The 19869-nt window shown below is 72.4% G+C and carries 19 protein-coding genes; 11 read left to right on the top strand and 8 right to left on the bottom strand.

Annotated elements, in window-relative coordinates; translation table 11 throughout:
* Nucleotides 1-37 precede the first annotated feature (37 nt).
* The 4 genes from ACXN5W_RS24405 to sthA all read right to left on the bottom strand — a co-directional run bounded on the left by ACXN5W_RS24405 (nucleotide 38) and on the right by sthA (nucleotide 5373).
* A complete protein-coding gene (locus tag ACXN5W_RS24405; protein WP_473160696.1) occupies nucleotides 38-916 on the bottom strand; it encodes a methyltransferase domain-containing protein in 879 nt (292 codons plus the stop codon).
* 113 nt (nucleotides 917-1029) lie between these two features.
* Nucleotides 1030-1632: a GNAT family N-acetyltransferase gene (locus ACXN5W_RS24400; RefSeq protein ID WP_473160695.1), complete on the bottom strand. Its 603-nt coding sequence runs from the start codon at nucleotides 1630-1632 to the stop codon at nucleotides 1030-1032.
* Nucleotides 1633-1781: 149 nt separating this feature from the next.
* The gene (metG, locus tag ACXN5W_RS24395; protein WP_473160694.1) at nucleotides 1782-3605 is read right to left on the bottom strand and encodes a methionine--tRNA ligase; all 1824 of its coding nucleotides are present in this window, start codon (nucleotides 3603-3605) and stop codon (nucleotides 1782-1784) included.
* Between the two features lie 364 nt (nucleotides 3606-3969).
* On the bottom strand, nucleotides 3970-5373 hold the full coding sequence (sthA, locus tag ACXN5W_RS24390) for a Si-specific NAD(P)(+) transhydrogenase (protein WP_473160693.1): 1404 nt from the start codon (nucleotides 5371-5373) through the stop codon (nucleotides 3970-3972).
* A gap of 150 nt (nucleotides 5374-5523) precedes the next feature.
* On the opposite strand from sthA, the gene ACXN5W_RS24385 reads away from it, so the two are divergent.
* Complete coding sequence (locus tag ACXN5W_RS24385; RefSeq protein ID WP_473160692.1) at nucleotides 5524-6231, top strand: mycothiol transferase; 708 nt, start codon at nucleotides 5524-5526, stop codon at nucleotides 6229-6231.
* A gap of 144 nt (nucleotides 6232-6375) precedes the next feature.
* Here the strand turns inward: ACXN5W_RS24385 and nadE are convergent, their stop codons facing one another.
* Together nadE and ACXN5W_RS24375 are read right to left on the bottom strand one after the other, a co-directional pair.
* A complete protein-coding gene (nadE, locus tag ACXN5W_RS24380; protein ID WP_473160691.1) occupies nucleotides 6376-7392 on the bottom strand; it encodes an ammonia-dependent NAD(+) synthetase in 1017 nt (338 codons plus the stop codon).
* 341 nt (nucleotides 7393-7733) lie between these two features.
* Nucleotides 7734-8069 carry a hypothetical protein gene (locus tag ACXN5W_RS24375; RefSeq protein WP_473160690.1) on the bottom strand — a complete coding sequence of 112 codons (336 nt, stop codon included), beginning with the start codon at nucleotides 8067-8069 and terminating at the stop codon, nucleotides 7734-7736.
* A gap of 323 nt (nucleotides 8070-8392) precedes the next feature.
* On the opposite strand from ACXN5W_RS24375, the gene ACXN5W_RS24370 reads away from it, so the two are divergent.
* Nucleotides 8393-8920, top strand: coding sequence for a roadblock/LC7 domain-containing protein (locus tag ACXN5W_RS24370; RefSeq protein ID WP_473160689.1), 528 nt, complete (start codon nucleotides 8393-8395; stop codon nucleotides 8918-8920).
* A gap of 104 nt (nucleotides 8921-9024) precedes the next feature.
* The gene (locus tag ACXN5W_RS24365; protein WP_473160688.1) at nucleotides 9025-9309 is read left to right on the top strand and encodes a DUF427 domain-containing protein; all 285 of its coding nucleotides are present in this window, start codon (nucleotides 9025-9027) and stop codon (nucleotides 9307-9309) included.
* Here the strand turns inward: ACXN5W_RS24365 and ACXN5W_RS24360 are convergent.
* On the bottom strand, nucleotides 9293-10702 hold the full coding sequence (locus ACXN5W_RS24360; protein ID WP_473160713.1) for an MFS transporter: 1410 nt from the start codon (nucleotides 10700-10702) through the stop codon (nucleotides 9293-9295). The genes ACXN5W_RS24365 and ACXN5W_RS24360 overlap by 17 nt on opposite strands.
* Nucleotides 10703-10782: 80 nt before the next feature.
* Between ACXN5W_RS24360 and ACXN5W_RS24355 the strand changes: the two genes are divergently transcribed.
* Nucleotides 10783-11793 (top strand): GlxA family transcriptional regulator, encoded by a 1011-nt coding sequence (locus ACXN5W_RS24355; protein ID WP_473160687.1) that lies wholly within the window; start codon nucleotides 10783-10785, stop codon nucleotides 11791-11793.
* A gap of 45 nt (nucleotides 11794-11838) precedes the next feature.
* Here the strand turns inward: ACXN5W_RS24355 and ACXN5W_RS24350 are convergent, their stop codons facing one another.
* Nucleotides 11839-12171, bottom strand: a complete 333-nt coding sequence (locus tag ACXN5W_RS24350) for a DUF1330 domain-containing protein (RefSeq protein ID WP_473160686.1) — start codon at nucleotides 12169-12171, stop codon at nucleotides 11839-11841.
* A gap of 461 nt (nucleotides 12172-12632) precedes the next feature.
* Between ACXN5W_RS24350 and ACXN5W_RS24345 the strand changes: the two genes are divergently transcribed.
* From ACXN5W_RS24345 to ACXN5W_RS24315, 7 genes are all read left to right on the top strand, one after another.
* Complete coding sequence (locus ACXN5W_RS24345; protein ID WP_473160685.1) at nucleotides 12633-14057, top strand: HNH endonuclease signature motif containing protein; 1425 nt, start codon at nucleotides 12633-12635, stop codon at nucleotides 14055-14057.
* Between the two features lie 526 nt (nucleotides 14058-14583).
* Nucleotides 14584-15354, top strand: coding sequence for an SDR family NAD(P)-dependent oxidoreductase (locus tag ACXN5W_RS24340; RefSeq protein WP_473160684.1), 771 nt, complete (start codon nucleotides 14584-14586; stop codon nucleotides 15352-15354).
* A gap of 466 nt (nucleotides 15355-15820) precedes the next feature.
* Entirely contained in the window at nucleotides 15821-16159 is a 339-nt protein-coding gene (locus ACXN5W_RS24335; protein WP_473160683.1) for an STAS domain-containing protein, read from the top strand.
* Between the two features lie 42 nt (nucleotides 16160-16201).
* Nucleotides 16202-16522: an STAS domain-containing protein gene (locus tag ACXN5W_RS24330; protein ID WP_473160682.1), complete on the top strand. Its 321-nt coding sequence runs from the start codon at nucleotides 16202-16204 to the stop codon at nucleotides 16520-16522.
* A 5-nt stretch (nucleotides 16523-16527) separates the two neighbouring features.
* The gene (locus tag ACXN5W_RS24325; RefSeq protein ID WP_473160681.1) at nucleotides 16528-17010 is read left to right on the top strand and encodes an ATP-binding protein; all 483 of its coding nucleotides are present in this window, start codon (nucleotides 16528-16530) and stop codon (nucleotides 17008-17010) included.
* Complete coding sequence (locus tag ACXN5W_RS24320; protein ID WP_473160680.1) at nucleotides 16997-18232, top strand: PP2C family protein-serine/threonine phosphatase; 1236 nt, start codon at nucleotides 16997-16999, stop codon at nucleotides 18230-18232. Before ACXN5W_RS24325 ends, ACXN5W_RS24320 begins: the two co-directional genes overlap by 14 nt.
* Before the next feature lie 20 nt (nucleotides 18233-18252).
* Complete coding sequence (locus ACXN5W_RS24315; RefSeq protein WP_473160679.1) at nucleotides 18253-19518, top strand: glycosyltransferase family 4 protein; 1266 nt, start codon at nucleotides 18253-18255, stop codon at nucleotides 19516-19518.
* Nucleotides 19519-19869: the final 351 nt, after the last annotated feature.

The following is a 19869-nucleotide window of genomic DNA, read 5'->3' as shown; positions in this document are numbered from 1 at the left end:
GCGCGGTCCCGCCGGCCCGGGATCGTTGCCCGGCGGGTCAGGGACGCACGGCGCGCAGGTAGGCGGTGGCCATCGTGCGGTGCCCGGTCGCGCCGGTGGCCAGCGCCGCCCGAAGGTACGACTCGACCTGCTCGCGTTCGGCCGGGTTCAGCGCCTCGGCCAGCGCCTCCTCGTAGGTCGGGGCCAGCGGGTTCGGCGAGGTCTTCTTCAGCACGTCCCAGTCCCGGGTGGGCAGCGGGGCCGGCACCTCCACCTCGGCCCGGTAGTCCAACTCGATGCCGGTGAACCCGGTGTCCCGGACCATCCGCAGCAGGTCCCGCTCGTCGAAGTTGAGCATCGGGTTCTCCGCCGCGGGCATCGGCTCGTACACCCGCACCAGCCGGCGCAGCAGGTCCTCGATCGGCGTCATGTCCAGCCCGAACAGGCCGCCGCGCGCCTCGGCGGCGAAGCCGTTGATCGGCTCGAAGATGGACAGTCGGCCACCGGGCCGGAGCACCCGGAAGAACTCGGCGAACGCGGCCTCCTTGCGCCGTACGTAGATCAGCACGGACCGGGTGGTCACCACGTCCACCGAGCGGCCCGGCACGTTCCGCAGGTCGTCGGCGCTGCCCAGCACGAACCGGCACTGGTCGACCTTGCCGGCCGCGGTGGCCCGCCGCCAGCACTCGGTGAGCAGGTCCTCCGAGATGTCGCTGAAGATGACCCGGCCGGTCGGCCCGACCCGGTCCAGCGCGCCGAACCCGACCAGCCCGTCGCCGGTGCCCACGTCCAGCACCACGTCGCCGGCGACGACGCCGGCCCGGTCCAGCACCCGATCCCGGTACGCGCCGATCAGCGGCGCCACCCGTACCCGGACGTCCGCGTTGTCCCCGTCGCGCCGACGCAGCACCCACTCAGCCCACCGGTCCTGCCGCACCGGCTCACTGTCGCACGGACAATCGCCCACCGCGAGGCCCCGCGCGGTGGCTCAGGCGTTAGGAAGGGACCCTTGTTCTACAGAAGGCGATAACAGGGGGCCCTTCCTTTCACTCAGGCTGGTTTGCGCCACATCGGGTAGAGGCTCGGCCCGTCCGGCAGGTCGATGGTGTTCTCCATCCGGGTGAAGCCCAGCCGCTGGTACAGCGCGGCGTTGCGCGGGCGACTCGCCTCCAGGTACGCCGGCGTGCCGACCTCGTCCAGGAGGGCCAGTCGGTGCCGCAGCAGCGCCTCGCCGACACCGTGCCCCTGCCGATCCGGTCGGACCGCGATGAACGGCAGGTAGGCGTGGTTCTCATGGGTCGGGTGGCTGTCCGACATGAGCTGGTCGAGCACCGCGAACCGCTTGGCGTACTCGGGGCCCACGGCCGCCTCGAACACCGGTCCGAGGTCGTCCGGTTCGGCGTGTGCGTGTACGTCCACCGGCAGCCAGAGGGTCACCCCGGAGCGGTCGGCGGTGGTGTACGCCTCACCGTCGGCGAGGGTCAGGTCGACGAACGGCCGGAAGAAGGCCGGGTGCAGGCGCTCCCGGTCAGCCTCGCTCGGGAACAGCCACTGGCTGATCGGGTCGGCCAGGAAGGCGGTGGCCAGGATCCCGGTGAGTTCGTCGGCGTCGGCGGTCGTGGCCCGGACCACGGTGATGTCAGGCTGGGTCATCAGTTCCTCCGGTAGGGGTATCGGCACACCCTACGGGCCACAAACCCCACATTGGATCGCGGTGCCACCGACCCGGTCGACCCGCCTTCGCCTCGCGGTGTCGCCGGGCCGGCTCACCGCCGTTCACCTCACGGTGTCGCCGGCTCCGCTCACCCGCCCGTCGCCTCGATGCGCGGGAACAGCGGCTGGGCCGGCGGCAGCGTCCCCTCGACCGGGGTGACCTGCGCGCTCACCCGGGCGGCGGCGTCCGGCAGGAACGGCGCGAGTTCGTCGGCCAGCTCACGACAGGCCGCGAGCAGCGCGCCCAGCACCGTGTCGAGCCGCCGGCCGGCCGTACCCACCGCACCGCCACTCGGCCCGGCGACCCCGGTACCGCCCGGCCCGGCGACCTCGGTACCGACGCCCGGCCCGGAACCACCGACGGCGGCGGCGGACCCGAGGCCGCCGACCACAATGGATCGCTCGGCGTGCCCGGCGTGCTCGGTCCGTTCGGAACGTTCGGCCCGCTCGGCGCGGGCCAGTTCCCACGGTCGGACCCGTTCGATGAGCCGGTTGGCCTCGGTGACGATCGTCCACACCGCGGCGGTGGCCCGCCGGAAGTCGGCCTCGGCGAGGGCCGCGTCGACCAGTCCCGGTACCGCCGCGCAGGCCGCGACGAGGTCACCGGTGTCGGCATCGGCCCCTGGCGACCCCGGGTCACCGTGGCTCACCGGCGATCCCGGGTCAGCGCCGGCCCCGGGCGACCCCGGACCATCGCGGTCGGGCCGCGACGCCGAGCCGGTCGGGTCCGGTCGTGCCGAGTGGGCGGGCGCGGGCCCGGACCCGGCGGCCGGGATCACTCCCGCGCGGTACCGGTGCAGCATGGCGACCACCCGGTTGACCAGGTTGCCGATCCCACCGGCCAGGTCATCGTTGGCCCGATCGACGAGCCGGGCGAGGGTGAAGTCGGCGTCACCGACCTTCGGTACCTCGCGCAGCAACCACCAGCGCACCGCGTCGGCGCCGTACCGCTCGATCAGCTCGACCGGGTCCACCGTCGTACCCGCCGATTTGCTGATCTTGTGGCCGTCCACCGTGAGATAGTCGTGCACCAGGATGTCGGTGGGCAGCGGCAGGCCGGCCGAGAGCAGCATCGCCGGCCAGTAGACCGCGTGGAACCGCAGCACCCCCTTGCCGACGAGGTGTGTCCGCCGGTCGGCCCCGGCCCACCAGCGCCGGTACGCGGCACCCGGCCCGTCGGGCGCGCCGTAGTCGAGACTGGTCACGTAGTTGCCCAGCGCGTCCCACCACACGTAGATGACCTGCTCGGGATCCCCGGGAACCGGGATGCCCCAGCCCCGGGCCCGGTCCCGGGACCGGGAGATGGAGAAGTCCCGCAACCCGCCGTCGAGAAATGCCAGCACCTCGTTGCGGCGGGCCACCGGCTCGATCCGCAGCCGGCCGTCCGTGATCGCGGCACGCAGCGCGTCGGTGTACCGGGACAGCCGGAAGAACCAGTTCCGTTCGGCGACGCGCTGCGGCGGCACACCGTGTTCGGGGCAGTTCCCGGCGCCGTCCAGCTCGTCGCCGGTCAGGTACGCCTCGCAGCCCACGCAGTAAAGCCCCACGTACTCGGCCCGGTACAGGTCACCGGCCTCGGCACAGGCCCGCCACAACCGGTCCACGCCCGCCGGGTGCCGCGGGTCCGCGCTGGTGGCGATGAAATCGTCGTACGACAGGAACAGCGGGCCGGCCAGCGCGGCGAACCGGGCGGCGTTGCGGTCGACCAGTTCGCGCACCGGCACCCCGGCCGACTCGGCGGCGAGGACGTTCTTCAGCGAGTTGTCGTCGGTGCCGCTGAGCAGCCGTACCTCGTGGCCCCGCCGGCGGTGGTGCCGGGCCAGCACGTCGGCCTGCACGGCCTCCAGCGCGAAGCCGAGATGCGGAGCCGCGTTCACGTACGGGATGGTGGTGGTCAGATAGTGCCGGGTCATCGGATCTCCTGTGCGGTAGGCCGCCCCCGGATGACCCCGGACATGCGTCGAGGCCCCGGTGACGGGGCCTCGAGATGGTGTCGTCTCGCGTGTCAGCAGCCCCGCAGGCGGGGCATCATCGACCGGCCCCGCAGGCGGAGCATCATCACCGGACACGTCGAGCGCATGCACCGATGCTAGCGCCGACCCGCACCCGCCGCCGCCCCGATTCCCGCTCACCCCTCCGCCCGGCCGACGGACCGGGTGGCCGACGGGCCGGCGGAGGCAGGCCGGGCGGCCGACGGGCCGGCGGAGGCGGGCCGGCGGAGGCGGGCCGGCGGAGGCGGGCCGGCGGAGGCGGGCCGGCGGAGGCGGGCCGGCGCCGTCAGCCGTCCAGTCGGGCGATCTGCCGCATCTTGTTCATCGCGTCCAGCGCGGCCACCTTGTACGACTCGGCCAGCGTCGGATAGTTGAACACCGCGTCCACCAGGTAGTCGATCGTGCCGCCGCAGCCCATCACGGTCTGCCCGATATGTACCAGTTCAGTGGCACCGGTACCGAAGACGTGGACGCCCAGAAGCCGCCGGTCCGACGGGGACACCAGGATCTTGAGCATCCCGTACGAGTCACCGATGATCTGCCCCCGCGCCAGCTCACGGTACCGGGCGACGCCCACCTCGAACGGGATCCGCGCGTCGGTCAACTCGTCCTCGGTCCGGCCCACGAAACTGATCTCCGGAATCGTGTAGATGCCGATCGGGTGCAACGACTGCATCTCGCGTACCGGCTCGTCGCAGGCGTGGTGCGCGGCGAGCCGGCCCTGCTCCATCGACGTGGAGGCGAGGGCGGGGAAGCCGATCACGTCGCCCACCGCGTAGACGTACTCGACACCGGTCTGGAACCGTTCGTCGACGGTGATCCGGCCGCGCGCGTCGGCGGCGAGCCCGATCGCTTCGAGGCCGAGGTCCGCGGCGGTGCCCTGGCGGCCGGCCGAGTACATCACGGTGTCGGCGGCGATCTGCTTGCCGCTCTCCAGCACGGCCACGGCACCGCGCTGGTGCCGTTCGACCGCGGCGACGGACTCCCGGAACCGGAAGGTGACGGCCAGGTCCCGGAGGTGGTACTTGAGCGCCTCGACGACCTCCAGATCGCAGAATTCGAGCATCCGCTCGCACCGTTCGACGACCGTCACCTTGGTGCCGAGGGCGGCGAACATCGAGGCGTACTCGATGCCGATCACGCCGGCCCCGACCACCACCATCGAGCCCGGTACGCGTTCCAGGTTGATGATCCCGTCCGAGTCGATGACCGTCCGATCGTCGAACTCGACGCTGTCCGGCCGGGCCGGCCGGGTACCGGTGGCGATGATGACCTTCTCGGCGGTCACCGTGCTCGCCCGCCCGACGTCGTCGGTGACGGCCAGCGTGTGCGGGGCGGTGAACCGGGCGGTGCCGCTGAGCAGCCGTACGTGGTTACGGGCGAACTGGCTGCGGATCACGTCGATCTCCCGCCCCACCACGTGCTGGGTACGGGCGGCCAGATCACCGACGGTGATGTCCTCCTTGAGGCGGTAGCTCTGCCCGTACATCTCGCGCTGACTGAGGCCGGTCAGGTAGAGGACGGCCTCGCGCAGCGTCTTGGACGGGATCGTGCCGGTGTTGATGCACACTCCGCCGAGCATGTGGCGCCGCTCGACCACCGCCACCCGGCGGTCCAGTTTGGCGGCCGCGATGGCGGCTTTCTGTCCGCCCGGCCCTGAGCCGAGAACCAGCACGTCGTAGTCGAACACCCTTTCAGTGTCGACGAACATCGACATGGCGACCATGGCCGGGAAGCTGATTGACGGCCACCCACGGTCCGGCCGGTGCCGTTGGCGGCGCGGCCCGGCGCGGTCGTTCCGGACGCGGACCGTCCGGAATGCCGCCTAGGGTCTGGCGTCATGACCGACATCCATCCCTCGTGGGAACCGGCCCCGTGGGAACCTCCGTTCGCCGGGTCCGAGCCGGAGCACCTGATCGGCGCGCTGGACCGGCTGCGCGCGACCTTCCGATGGAAGGCCGACGGCCTCGACGCCGCCGGGCTCGACACCCGGATCGGCGCCTCGACGTTGACCCTCGGCGGCCTGCTCAAGCATCTCGCCGCGATGGAGGACCATCAATCCACCGTCAAACTCAGCGGCGTCTCACCCGGCGCGCCGTGGGACGCGCTCGGCTCGGACGGTAGCAACGACTGGGAGTTCACCACCGCCGCCACCGACACCCCCGACCAGCTCTACGCGCTCTGGGACGGCGCGGTCGAGCGGTCCCGCGCCCGGGTCGCCGCGGCGCTGGCCAATGGCGGCCTCGACCAGCACATCCACGTCCGCGCCCCGGACGGCCGGCCCGCCAGCCTGCGCCGGCTGCTGTGCGACCTGCTTGAGGAGTACGGCCGGCACACCGGGCACGCCGACCTGCTCCGCGAGGCGGTGGACGGGCGGGTCGGCGAGGACCCACCGGCCGACTGGCGCCCAACCGGCGGTGCCGGATCCAGCACCGCCGGACCCAGCACCGCCGGGTCCGGCGTAGTCGGGTCCGGCGCAGTCGGACCCAGCGCAGTCGGACCCGGCGCAGTCGGGTCCGGCGCAGTCGGGTCCGGCGGAGAGCGGTGACCGGCGGGCCCCGGTGACCACCGGGCACTGCCGGTCCGTCGCCCGCCCACCCCGGTCGTATCGACGGGCCGGGTGGTTAAGAAGGGGCCCCGGTACATCGGAAAGCGATAACAGGGGGCCCTTCCTTACCGCAGGGTCAGGCCGTCAGGGTGCGATGGGTGGCTGCCGCTTGTGCTCGGTGGCCCGGTACCGCTCCAGCAGCGCCCGCTCGACCTCGGGTTGGACCGGTCGGCCCTCCAGGTAGTCGTCGATCTCGTCGTAGGTCAGCCCGAGGGCGTCCTCGTCGAGCCGGCCCGGCGCCAGGCTCTCCAGGTCCGCGGTGGGGGCCTTGCCGACCAGTACGGCGGGAGCACCGAGCGCCTCGGCGACCGCCCGCACCCGTCGCTTGGTGAGCCCGGCCAGCGGCAGCACGTCCGCCGCACCGTCGCCGTGCTTGGTGAAGAACCCGGTTATCGCCTCGGCCGCGTGATCGGTGCCGACGACGAGCCCGGTCAGCGCTCCCGCGACCGCGTACTGGGCGATCATCCGCTGGCGGGCCTTGATGTTGCCGAGCACGAAGTCCCGTTGGGCGGCGTCCTGGAACGTCTGCCCGGCCGCCTCCAGCGCGGCGAGCGCGGCGTCGCTGGCGGGCCGGACGTCGACGGTGAGCACCCGGTCCGCCCGGATGAACTCCAGCGCCGTCCGGGCGTCCCGCTCGTCAGCCTGTACGCCGTACGGCAGCCGCATGGCCACGAAGCTGGCCGATCCACCCTCGGCCCGGACCCGCTCGACCGCCAACTGGCAGAGCCGACCCGCGGTGGTGGAGTCCACGCCGCCGCTGATGCCGAGCACCAGCGTGCGCAGCCCCGTCTCGCGCAGCCGGTCGGCGAGGAAACCCACCCGCCGCTCGATCTCGCGGCCGGCGTCGAAGCCGGCCGACACGCCCAGCTCGGCGGCGATCCGCCGCCGCTGCTCCGACCCGGCACCCTGGTGCTGGCCGGGTACGCCACTGTCCCGCTGGGACGGCACCGTGCTGTCCGGTCCCGGCGGCACCGTGCTGTCCGGTCCTGGCGGCACCGTGCTGTCCGGTCCCGGCGGCACCGTGCTGTCCGGCCCCGGCGGCACCGTGCTGTCCAGTCGTGGCGGCACGGTGCTCTGCTGGGACGATGGCACGGCGGTCATCTGCGGCACCTCCGGAGGTGGCGGACGGATCGAACATCAGCCAACATTTCCGGGGCGACATCGGTCAATCCGATGAGACCGAGATGACATCCCGCTCAGCGCGAGCGGCCCCGGCCAGCAGGAGTCCGACGGCCACCAGCGCCGGGCCGGTGAGCGCGGCGAGGGCCCACAACGCCGCCTCGGAGTCCGCTGGTGAACCCGGGGTCGCTCAGCCGCCAGCCCGTGCTGGCCGCCAGCCCCGAACCACGCCGTGCGCAGCGGCGGTACGGCTCGCACCGCCCGGAACTCGCACGCCCGGGCTGGCGACGTTCGGGGCTGGCGGCCCTCAGGGCTGGCGGCGCTCAGCGCTTGCGGCGCTCAGGGTGTTGCCGGTTCCAGACCCGCATCCGCTCCGGATAGCCGACCTTGGCGGCCTCGTACAGCGGGACGCCGTGCCGGTGGGCGAACTTGCCGGCCGTCCGCGGATTTCCGGTCCGGCGGCGGATCCACTCACCGTCGTGCGCGATGGCCACCACGGTGGTGTCGGTGGCGGTGGTCTCCGGTTCCAGGTAGAGCTCCACGCCCCGCCGGGTCTCCAGGAAGGCCACCAACTCGGCGAAGTCCTCGGCGGTCGCCTCCCGGTCCAATCGGGTCGGGGCCGGATCGGCAGTCCGTGACCGCCGGGAGAACCAGCTCATCGGGGCACTCCTTCCATCGGCTCACCTCCGGGCGACGGACCGGCCGGCCCGGTCGTCGCGTCCGGGCCTCATTGCAGCATGTCGGCCTGGCAACCGGCTGGACACCCGGTAGGAGGATACTGGGACACCTTCATCACCGTACGTCACCAATCGTCATCCATGATGCGCGTAATCACCCCTGAAACCCGGCTTCACGGGCGGGGGCGGACACAGTAAGTTAACTCCGGGACGAAGCAGTTGCCGCTGCGGGACAGCTCGATCGATGCACCCTGCGTATCGCCGGGGCATCCCGCCGGCCGGCCGGAGATGAGGGAGCCTTCCCGGTGTCGAACCTGAACGCGGCCTGGCCGGCCGCATCGCGTACCGAGGGCGGCCACCGGGGCATCGCTCCCCTGCCCCGACGGGCTCCCGCTGCCTCGTTCACCGAGGGAGAGCTGGGTCCACCACCGGCGACGACGCCCCCTCGGCTGATGCAGGCCGCCGGCGCCGCGCTGGAGAGCGAACTTGCCGCGCTCCGTCAGCGCGTGCCCGGAATCCGGGGCTGCGTGCTGGCCACCGTGGACGGTCTGCTGGTCGGCCAGGACCTCGGCTGGGGCTGCGAGCCCCACGACCTGGCCGTGCTCGCCGCCAGCGTCTTCGGGGTGGGCCGGCAGTGCGGGCTGGGCCTGCGTCAGGGCTCGTTCCAGGAAACCACCGTGCGCAGTCAGCTGGGCTGCTTCACGGTGTACGCCGTGACGGACGCCGCCCTGCTCGCGGTGCTCAGCGACGACGGGCTCGACATCGGCCACCTGCACCGGGAGGCCCGGCCGTTCGTCGACCGGATCGCCGCGGCACTGCCCGGCCCGAGCTGACCGCCGCCCGACGGGGGGGGGCGGCACCACGCGGTGCCGGCCGGCGCCGCCGGCTCCGCGCTGTGCCGGCCCGGAACGTCGGTGCCGCGCGCTAGGGTCGGAGCATGTCGAAGGCCATCTGGAACGACCAGGTCATCGCCGAGAGCGATGACATCGTCAAGGTCGAGGGCAATGCCTACTTCCCCCGGTCGGCGCTGCGCGACGATGTCCTGCGGGACTCCGCCACCCACACGGTCTGCCCGTGGAAGGGCACGGCCTCCTACTACACCCTCGAACTGGGCGGCCAACGGTCCGCCGACGCCGTCTGGTACTACCCGGATCCCAAGCCGGACGCCGAGATGGTCCGGGACCGGGTGGCGTTCTGGAAGGACGTCAGGGTCGTCGACTGATCGCGGGCGTCCCGACTGGTACCGCGCGAACCGAGGCCGGCACCGGTGCCGTCCCGGACACCGAGGCCGACGCCGGTGCCGTCCCGGACACCGTGGCCGGCGCGTCCGCCCGGGGCAACCGCCACGGACCGGCTCCGAGACGCGTCGGCGTGAAGTCGGTACCGTCGGGCCGGCGGCGCAGCAGCACCGACAGCACCGCCGCGACCATGGCCAGCCCGCCGGCCACGTACCAGGCCACGGTGTAGGTGCCGAGCCGGTCCCGGACCAGCCCCGCGCCGGTGGCCGCGACCGCCGCGCCCACCTGGTGCGCCGCGAAGACCCAGCCGAAAACCACGGCACCGCTGGCACCGAAGTACTCCCGGCACAGCGCCACCGTGGGCGGCACGGTGGCCACCCAGTCGAGGCCGTAGAAGATGATGAACACCAGCATGCTGGGCCGGGCCGCCCCGCCGAACAGGCTCGGCAGCACCAGCAGCGATGCGCCGCGCAGCGCGTAGTAGCCGCCGAGCAGCCACCGGCTGTCCATCCGGTCGGTCAGCCAGCCCGAGGCCACCGTACCGACGATGTCGAAGATGCCGACCAGCGCGAGCAGACCGGCCGCGGTGGTCTCGACCATGCCGTGGTCGTGGGCGGCCGGGATGAAGTGCGTACCGACCAGGCCGTTCGTGGTGGCGCCGCAGATCGCGAACCCGCCGGCCAGCAGCCAGAAGGGCCCGGTCCGGGCCGCCGCGACCAGCGCGCCCACCGCCCGGCCCGCCGCTCCGCCGGCCGGCGGAGTCGCCGGCACGACCTCCACGCCGCCGTAGGCGGGCAGGCCGAGATCCGCCGGGTGTTCCCGTAGCAGCCAAGCGACCAGGGGTACGACCACCAGCGCGGCCACCGCCACGATGAGCGCGGCGGTCCGCCAGCCGTGGTCCCGGACCACCGCGGCCAGGACCGGCAGGAAGATCAGCTGACCGGCGGCACCGCCCGCGGTGAGCACGCCGGTGACCAGCCCCCGATGCCGGACGAACCACCGGCCGGTGACGGTCGCCACGAAGGCCAGTGCCATCGATCCGGTGCCGAGCCCGACCAGCACGCCCCAGCACAGCACGAGCTGCCAGCTCGCGGTCATGAACACCGTCAGCCCGCTGCCGGCCGAGACGAGCAGCAACGCCACCGCCACCACCCGGCGGATGCCGAACCGGTCCATCAGCGCGGCGGCGAACGGCGCGGTCAGCCCGTACAGCAGCAGGTTCACCGAGACGGCGACCGAGATCGTCGCGACCGGCCACCGGAACTCGGCGTGCAACGGATGCAGCAGGACGGATGGTGTCGCCCGGAACCCGGCGGCACCGACCAGGGCGACGAACGCCACCCCGGCGACGGCCCAGGCCGGGTGGATCACTCGAATACGACTCACCCGAGCAGTCTGCCGGGCCGTCGGGCGGGGCGACGAGTGGCCGGAAAGCCATGGTGCGCAATAATCGGGCCATGGTCGTACCCACCCAAGCCCGCCCGGCCGGCACCGGTCGGCACCGGATCGCCGTGCTCGCCCTGCCGCACGTCGTCGGACTGGACCTCGGCACCCCCGCCCAGGTGTTCCACTGCGCCCGCGACCTCAACGACCAGGAGTTGTACGAGGTACGCACCTGCACGCCGGGCGGCGTCGCGGTCCGCAGCACGGCCGGCTACGGCGTGCTGCCCGACCACGGGCTCGAGCTGCTGGCCGAGGCCGACACGGTGATCGTGCCCGGCATCCACCAAGGCCCGCCGTTGACGGACGGCACGATCGAGCCCGCGATCCGCGACGCCCTTCGCGCGGCGTACGAGCGGGGCGCCCGGATCGTCTCCATCTGCACCGGCGCCTTCGTCCTGGCCGCCGCCGGCCTGCTGGACGGCCGCCCCGCCACCACCCACTGGGGGTACGCCAGACGCTTCGGCCGGCTGCACCCGAGCGTCCGGCTCGATCCCGACGTGCTGTTCGTGGACGACGGCGCCGTCCTCACCTCGGCCGGCGTGGCCGCCGGGATCGACCTCTGCCTGCACATCGTCCGCACCGACCACGGCAGCGAGATCGCCAACCGCGCGGCCCGGCGCTGCGTGGTGCCACCATGGCGCGACGGCGGTCAGGCCCAGTTCATCGACCGGCCGATGCCGCGTACCCCGGACACCAGCACCTCGCCGGCCCGCGACTGGGCCAGCCGACGACTCCACGAGCCGATCACCCTGCGTCAGCTCGCGACCCGGGCCAGCATGAGCGTGCGGACCTTCACCCGCCGGTTCCGCGAGGAGACCGGGCTGAGCCCCGCACAGTGGCTGCTCCAGCAGCGCACCGACCACGCCCGGCTGCTGCTGGAGACCACCGACCTGGCCGTCGACCAGGTGGCCCGGCAATCCGGCTTCGGCACCACGGCCGCGCTGCGCCAGCAGCTACGCCAGCGGGTCGGGGTCTCCCCCAGCGCGTACCGGCGTACCTTCCGGCACACCGAGCCGGTCGGCTGACGGTTCCCCCGGCCTCCGGGCGGGTCGGATGGCGTCGAGCCCGGCTCAGCGGCCGGGCGCGGTGCCAGTCGGTTCAGCACCCGGCTCGAAGCCGCCCTCGACGAACAGCATCCGCCGGTCCAGCGCATCCCGGCGGATGGCCAGTGCCGCCGCGTATTCCGGCGAGTCGTACCAGCTCCGGGCGTCGGCCATCGACGGAAACTCCAGGATGACCAGCCGCTTGGCCTCCGACCAGTTTCCCTCGACGGCCTCCGGGAGCCGCCCCCGGACCAGGTAGCGACCGCCGTACTGCTCGACCGACGGCGCGGCCAGCGCGCGGTACTCGGCGGCACGCTCCTCGTTGATGATCTCGACTTCTGAAATGACGTACGCGGGCATCCGGATCCTCTCGTCGTTCCATTAGTGGCCCGGCGGGCGGTGAGTGGCCGCCGGGCGACGGGTGGCCCGGCGGGCCGAGCCGCCCACCATGATCCTGCCGCGATCCCGGCGCCCGGCCGGGTCCGTTGTCGCTTCCCACGGTGTTGGATCTTCGTGACTGCCGGCCGGGGACCTCCGGGCCCCGCCCGGCCGCCGGCCCTGCCGAGCCGGTCCATCCGCGCGACCATCTCGACCGGGTGCCCTCCTGCCGGGGTACGTCACGCCGGCACCGATCCTGCAGAGTTCCCCGTCGCCGTCCCCGTCCCCGTCCCCGTCCCCGTCCCCGTCCCCGTCCCCGTCCCCGTCCCCGGGAGCGTGGCGCCCCGAAGGCGTTTTGTCGATCGGATCGTCATCTGAACGGGTGGGCCCGGACGCCCCCGGACGAGGCGGAAGTGTCGTACGGGTGTTCTATTTTTCTGATCGTGATCGATGCGGCGGAACGGGCGGTCGAAGCGGCGCGGGAGTGTGTCGCGGCTCGCCCCTGGGCGGCGTCCGACGCCGGGCTGGTCGATTCGCTGGACGCGCTGCACCTGGCGGAACGCCTGCTCGCGGCCGCCAAGTTGGCCGTGGTGCGGGAGATCGACGGCCGGGCCCTGGCTCGGGTCAGCGGCGCGTCATCGACCCTGGCGTGGCTGCGGAACCGGTTGCACGTCTCCACCGGCACGGCTCGTCGACTGGTTTCGGACGCGGCCTGGCTGACCGCCGACCCACCGCGCGGAGGGGGCCCCGTCGCCACACCGACCGGACGGGACACCGACCAACCGACCGGACGAGACCCCGTCGCCACGTCGACCGGACAGGATGTCGACCACACCGACCCGGCCGGGCCGACGCCAGTCGACACGTTCGGCGGCGCGGTCGGGTGCGGCGAGGTCGCCGCCGGACCGGCGCTACGAGAGGCCGTTGACACGGGTGTGGTGAGTCTGGATCAGGCCCGCATCATCGCCACCGCGGTGCAGGGCGCTCGCGTCGAGGCCGGGCCGCAGGTCGCGGAGAAGGCCCTGCACACCCTGCTCAACGACGCCCGACTTCTGGATCCGGCGTCCCTGCGGAGCTGCGCCGACCGCATTCTCTGGCACGTCGCGCCCGAACTGGCCGAGGAGGCCGATCGGCGCGCCCTGCAACGGCAGGACCAGCGCAGCCGGCCGCGCCGGGAGCTGACTCTCTCGGCCACCGATGACGGGTGGCTGCGGCTGCGCGCCACCCTGGACACCGAGACCGCCGCGCTGCTCACCACCGCCCTCGACCCGCTCACCAGGCCCAGCGGTCCCGGCGACGATCGCACGCCCGGCCATCGCCGTCACGACGCGCTGGCCGAAATCCTCCACCTCGCACTGCGCACCTCCGAGCTGCCGGACAGTGGCGGTGACGCCACCCAGCTCGTGGTCACCACCAGCTACGACGCTGTCAGCGCGCGGCTCGGCGCGGGTTCGTTGGACACCGGGCTACGGCTGTCGCCCGAGGCTGTGCGGCGGATGGCCTGTGACGCGGCGATCCTGCCGGCGGTGCTGGGCGGTCGTGGTCAGGTGCTCGATGTGGGCCGGCAACGGCGTCTGTTCACCGGGCCGCTGCGTCGGGCTCTTGTGCTACGCGACCGTGGCTGCGTCTTTCCGGGGTGTGATCGTCCGCCCCGTTGGTGCGCCGGGCATCACATTCGACACTGGGCAGACGGCGGAGAGACCACCTTGGACAACGCTGTGCTCCTGTGCCACCACCATCACCGCGTCATCCACCGCGGCGAGTGGGTGGTCCGGCTCGCCCAGGATGGTGATCCCGAGTTCCTGCCCCCCGCCTGGATCGACCCGAAGCGACGACCGCGCCGGAACCGCTACCACCTCCGCTGCTGAGTCGTCCCGGCGAAAGATCACCAACCACCACTCGACCGACCTCCCTGCCGGTATCGCCGACGCCGAACCGAGCGCCGTGCCAAGAACGCTCTCTCCTTGGCTGACCGGCATCACCGCCTGGTCGGCGAGCAGAACACGTGAACGTCGGCGGCCAGGGCCGATGGTGCCCAGACCGTCGAGCCGACGTCGCGGTCGACTGGGAAGACGGTCGGCTGGGAAGACTGGGAGCCGGGCTGTACGAACGGCTGGGTCTCCGGTACGCGACCCGCCTTCTCGGGTTGACCGGCGGTGGACAGTGGGTGGGACGCAAGCCACCTCGGTCGTACCGGTGGAACAGTGGGCCATCCTCACCCGGACGGCTCGCCAGCACGAGCGGAACGGCCGGGGTGGCGCGGACTGCCGGTGGCCGCGCCGGGCCGGCATGATGGATCGAAGTGATCGATCGACGGCCGGCGCGAGGGCCGACCGCCCGAGGAAGCCCGGCCGCCACGCTGGCGCCGGGTACGCACAAACCGGGAGGTCCGCTGTGGCGACCGTATTCGTGACCGGGTCGGCCGACGGCATCGGTCAGGAAACCGCCAGGATCCTGATCGAGGACGGGCATCGGGTGGTCCTGCACGCCCGCAACGACCGGCGAGCCGAGGACGCCGCCAAGGCGCTGCCCGGGGCCGTGGATGTCGTCGTGGGTGAGCTGTCCTCGCTCGCCCAGACCAGGGCGCTCGCCGATGCGGCCAGCGCCCGAGGGCCGTACGACGCGGTCATCCACAACGCCGGCATCTCCGGGCCACGGCGACGCACCACCACGGAGGACGGGCTCGAGGTCACCTTCCAGGTGAACGTGCTGGCGCCGTACCTGCTCACCAGCCTGATGCCGCTGCCCGGCCGGTTGGTGTACCTCACCTCGGGGATGGCCTCGGGCGGCGTCATCGACCTCGCGGACCTGCAACGCGAACGCCGGCGCTGGGACGCCACCGGCGCCTACTGCGATTCCAAACTGTGCGACATCGCCCTGGCGCTGGCCGTTGCCCGGCGCTGCCCGGAGGTGCTGAGCAACGCGGTCTGCCCCGGCTGGGTACGTTCCCGGATGGGTGGGCCGAGCGCCCCCACGGACCTGCGCACCGGTGCCGCGACTCAGGCGTGGCTGGCCACCAGCGACCAACCTGCCGCACGGATCACCGGACGCTACCTGCGGCACATGCGCCTGCTGGACCTGCCCCGTCCGGTGGGCGACCCCGCGCTCCAGGATGGCCTGCTGGCCGCCTGCGCCGAGGTCTCCGGGGTGTGCCCGGCAGGCTGAGCCACCGCCACGCGCAGCCAAACCGCCGGCGCCGCCGCACCGGGTGAACCGCCGCCACCGCCGCGCGCTGCCCAATCGCCGACGCCGGCGCGCACCGTTCAACCGCCGGCACGGTCACGCGAAGCGGGCCACTGATCCGTGGCGCCGCCGGGCGCCGGGCGCGGTCGGGCCGCCGGTGACCGCGACTGCCTCGTCGCGTCGTATCCGCCGGACTTGACGAAAACCGCTGCTGGACTGCGCCGGGCCCGTTCCACGGTCCGTTCTTTCGTTGACGCCTCCGACGCGCCACCAGAGACTCGACGCACAAGCACGGAAAGGACCGGCTGCGGTCGGTGGAATGCCGACAACGATCCCAGCATCGGGAGCGACCATGACAGGGCTCATCCTCGGACCAATAGGAGTCGATCCGGGTGACGGTATCCGTTCGGCACGCCGATCTCGCCGTACGGCGTCGGGAGAGGACGGCATGCGAATCGCGGTAGACATCGTCGAGGGCACGATGGTGCTCAGTTTGATCGGCGAACTGGACGCCCGGACCGCACCGCTGGCCCAGCGTCGGCTCGCCGAGGTACTCCCCTCCGGCACGCCGCTGGTGCTCGATCTCAGCCAGCTCGGCTACGTGTCCAGCGCCGGCCTGCGCACACTGCTCATGGTGTACCGGCAGGCCCAGCGCGCCGGTACGCCCATTGCACTCGCCGGCGTCTCCGAAACGCTGAGCGAGATCCTGTCCGCCACCGGATTCCTACGCTTCTTCGAGGTCGCTCGGACGGTGCCGGACGGAATTGCGGCGCTGCGGGAGGGCTAATCCCGGCCCACCCCGCCCACTAAGGCAACAAAGGAGAGTGTCATGCCTCTGCAAACCTCGTACCAGACAAACGCGGAAACGGTCACCATCGCGCTGGAAGGCGACTTGGACGCCGCTGGCGCACCCATTTTGCAGGAGAATATCGACCGGGCGGTGGGACCGGAACTCAAGCGTCTGGTACTCGACCTTCGCAAGCTCGATTACCTCTCGTCGGCCGGTCTGCGCCAGCTGGTGTACGCCCAGCAGAAGCTGAGCGACGACGTGCGGATCGTGCTGGTCGGGGCGAGCCCCCGGGTCACCCAGACCATCCAGTTGGTCGGCTTCGACCAGAGCGTGACGCTGACCGACCGCCTGCCGGAGTAACCCGGGTGCGTGTCCTCACGGTGCCGGCCGCGGTCGAGTCGCTGGGACCGGTGAACGAGCTCGTGCAAGACCTCGCAACTGAGGCGGGCCTCGATCCGGCAGCGGCGTACCGGCTGCGGCTGGCCACCGAGGAACTGTTCGTCAACGTCGTCCGACATGGCTACGACAGCCGGAGGGGGAACCGGATCGTGGTGGAGGGTGGACTGTCCGAGGATCGGGCGTGGGTGCGGCTGACCGACTCGGCGCCGGCCTTCGACCCGTTCCGGGCGCCCAATCCGGTCGGACTGGACCGGCCACTCCAGGATCGCGAGCCGGGCGCGCTGGGCTTGTATCTGACCCGACATGCCGTGGACGCGGCATTCCATGAGTACGTCGGTGGGGGCAACCAGACCACCGTCGTCGTGTGGCGGGGCCGGGACGACGACGACGGGAATGGGCGGGACGCTGATGGCAGATGCCGGAACGACACTCATCGTGAGCGGTTGTAGCTCATCTGCGCGTGAGTTGTGGCAGATCCTCACCGACGACGGCATACCGGCGCAGGTCCGTACCCCGCACGGGGTCCTGGCCGGTCGCTGGTCCACCGACGGGGTGCCCGACCTGCTGCTGGTTGACGCCGCGCTCGACGTCGACATGATCCATGACCTGGTGGCGCGGGTCGTGGCGGACGTCGGGCGGGCGCCGGCTGTCGTCTCGTTCGCCCAGCAGGACGGCACGGAGTTGGCCTCGCACGTCGCGGACGGCCGGGACTACCTGGTCGGCCCGTTCCGGCCGCATCTGGTACGCAGCCGGCTGCTCAGCAGCCTGCGGCACCGGGAACTCAGCCAGGCGCTGGCCGACATCCGGACCGCGACGGAGCGCCGCGGCCTGGAGCGGGAGTTGCAGATCGGCCGTGAGATCCAGCAGGGCTTCCTACCCGAGGCCCTGCCGTCGATCGCCGGCTGGGACATCGCCGCCTGCTTCGAACCCGCCCGCGAGGTCAGCGGTGACTTCTACGACGCCTACGACGTCATCAACGGCGACTTCCTCGGCTTCGCCATCGCCGACGTCTGCGACAAGGGCATCGGCGCCGCCCTGTTCATGGCGCTGATCCGGAGCCTGCTGCGGCAGGCGGCGGTGGCCGACCAGGCCGCGCCGCCGACGGCCGAGGCGGAGGCCCGCCGCCCGTTGGCGAGCGCCGGGCTGGCCCTGCGGGCGGTGCGCACCACCAATGACTATCTCACCGCGAACCACCTGCACCAGGCGTACTTCGCCACCCTGTTCTTCGGGGTGGTCGACCCGCGGTCCGGCGATCTGGTCTACATCAACTGTGGACACAATCCACCACTGTTGCGCCGCGCGGACGGCAGCCAGCACTCGCTGCTGCCCACCGGCCCGGCGCTGGGCCTGATCGACGATGCCCACTTCGAGTTGGGCCACACCACGTTGGACCCCGACGACCTGCTGTTCCTCTACACCGACGGGGTGCCGGAGGCGAAGGATCCGCAGGGCCGGTTCTTCGGTGAGGAACGGATGCGGCGAACTCTCGCCGCTCCCGGCCCGGCGGCCGTGGTGGTGGAGCGCTTCGCCCGGGCGGTGCGCGCCCACTCGGGCACCGCCGAACAGTTCGACGACGTCACGATGCTGGGCCTGCACCGGCAGCGGACGGTCGCGATGGTCGACCGTCCGTCGGAGCAGTGGCCGACTGACGTCTTCTCGGGAGGGGACTGACAGAAAAGGTGGAGCGGAAGATGAACGTCCTGTTGCTGTCCTGGGAGTACCCGCCGGTCATGGTCGGCGGGCTGGGTCGACATGTACACGCGCTGTCGAGAGCGCTGGCCGCCGCCGGCCACGATGTCACGGTGGTCACCCGGCACGGGCCGGGCGCGGCCTGCGACGAACGCCACGAGGGGATACGCGTCGTCCGGGTGCCGGAGGATCCACCGATGGCCCCGTTGGCCGGCGGGAACCTGCTGGCCTGGGCCGCCATGTTCAACCACGCCCTGATCCGGGCGGCGCTGCGGGTGGCGGCGGAGACGACGTTCGACGTGGTACACGCGCACGACTGGCTGGTCGCGCACAGCGCGATCACGCTGCGCGAGCAGCTCGGCATCCCGCTGGTCACCACCATCCACGCGACCGAGGCCGGCCGGCACCAGGGCTGGTTGCCGCAGGAGAGCAACAAGACGATCCACGCGGTGGAGTGCTGGCTGGCCAACGAGTCGGACCGGGTGGTGGTCTGCTCCCACTACATGCGCTGGGAGGTCAGCCACCTGCTCGACGTGCCGGCCAACCGCATCGAGGTGATCCCGAACGGGGTGGAGCCGCAGCTGTGGAAGGCCGATCCGGGCAAGGTCCGGGCCGCGCGGATGCGCTACCGCGGTACGGGTCCGCTGCTCGGCTTCGCCGGCCGGCTGGTGTACGAGAAGGGCGTGCAGGATCTCGTCGCCGCGCTGCCCGAGCTGCGCTCGACGCATCCCGGACTGCGACTTGTCGTCGCCGGCGACGGGCCGTACCGGTCCGAGTTGCGCGACCAGGTGAGCCGGCTGGAGTTGCGCGACGCGGTGTCGTTCGCCGGCTTCCTCGGTGGCGACCTGGCCGCGATGATGGCCGCGACCGACGCCATGGTGGTGCCGTCGATCTACGAGCCGTTCGGGATGATCGCGCTGGAGGCGGCGGCTGCCGGCGCCCCGGTGGCCGCCGCGGCGACCGGAGGGCTGAAAGAGGTGGTCGAACCGGGACGGACCGGCCTGACCTTCGCCCCGGGCGACCCGGGTGCGCTGGGCCGGATGGTCTCCCGGTTGCTGAGCGACGCCCCCACCGCGCGGCACCTCGCGCGCACCGCGGGCCACGTGGTGGTCGACAGGTACTCCTGGAACTCCATCGCGGCCCGCACCGTGCGGCTGTACCGGAGCACCGTGGCCGAGGCGCGGCCGGTCGAGCGGCCGGTCGTCTGGGCGGTCCGGCCCACCATCAAGGTGCCGGAGGGCAATCTGCTGGCCAGCCGGGTGGCCTGACCGGCGCCAGCCGGCCGGCCCGACCGGAGCGGCACAGCCCGATCGGCGGGGTGAACGGCCCCGGTGGAACGCGGACGGGTCGGCGGGGTGGTCCCCGCCGACCCGCGCTTTCGACCGGACCCACCCACGAAGAACCAGGCCCGACCCCCCAGAGCCAACGGCCAGCCCGGTCTGACCGCGCCCACCCACGACGAGATCACGCCCGACCACCCAGAGTGGGCGGGCCAGCCCCGTCTGGCCGGGCCCGCCCACGACGGGATCAAGCCCGACCACCCAGAATGGGCGGGCCCGGCCAAACCGGGCGGACCCAAGGTCAACGCAGGGCAAGACGAAAGGACAAAGAAAACAGGC

The sequence above is a fragment of the Plantactinospora sp. A48 genome (genome assembly GCF_055793945.1).
The sequence above is the reverse complement of the archived record's forward strand: the minus strand, read 5'-3'. Positions and strand labels throughout refer to the sequence as shown.

Coding starts and splice junctions, on each gene's coding strand:
- ACXN5W_RS24400 (WP_473160695.1), bottom strand. CDS start 1,632: ATGACCCAGCCTGACATCACCGTGGTCCGGGCCACGACCGCCGACGCC.
- metG (WP_473160694.1), bottom strand. CDS start 3,605: ATGACCCGGCACTATCTGACCACCACCATCCCGTACGTGAACGCGGCT.
- ACXN5W_RS24385 (WP_473160692.1), top strand. CDS start 5,524: ATGACCGACATCCATCCCTCGTGGGAACCGGCCCCGTGGGAACCTCCG.
- nadE (WP_473160691.1), bottom strand. CDS start 7,392: ATGACCGCCGTGCCATCGTCCCAGCAGAGCACCGTGCCGCCACGACTG.
- ACXN5W_RS24375 (WP_473160690.1), bottom strand. CDS start 8,069: ATGAGCTGGTTCTCCCGGCGGTCACGGACTGCCGATCCGGCCCCGACC.
- ACXN5W_RS24365 (WP_473160688.1), top strand. CDS start 9,025: ATGTCGAAGGCCATCTGGAACGACCAGGTCATCGCCGAGAGCGATGAC.
- ACXN5W_RS24355 (WP_473160687.1), top strand. CDS start 10,783: ATGGTCGTACCCACCCAAGCCCGCCCGGCCGGCACCGGTCGGCACCGG.
- ACXN5W_RS24350 (WP_473160686.1), bottom strand. CDS start 12,171: ATGCCCGCGTACGTCATTTCAGAAGTCGAGATCATCAACGAGGAGCGT.
- ACXN5W_RS24335 (WP_473160683.1), top strand. CDS start 15,821: ATGCGAATCGCGGTAGACATCGTCGAGGGCACGATGGTGCTCAGTTTG.
- ACXN5W_RS24330 (WP_473160682.1), top strand. CDS start 16,202: ATGCCTCTGCAAACCTCGTACCAGACAAACGCGGAAACGGTCACCATC.
- ACXN5W_RS24315 (WP_473160679.1), top strand. CDS start 18,253: ATGAACGTCCTGTTGCTGTCCTGGGAGTACCCGCCGGTCATGGTCGGC.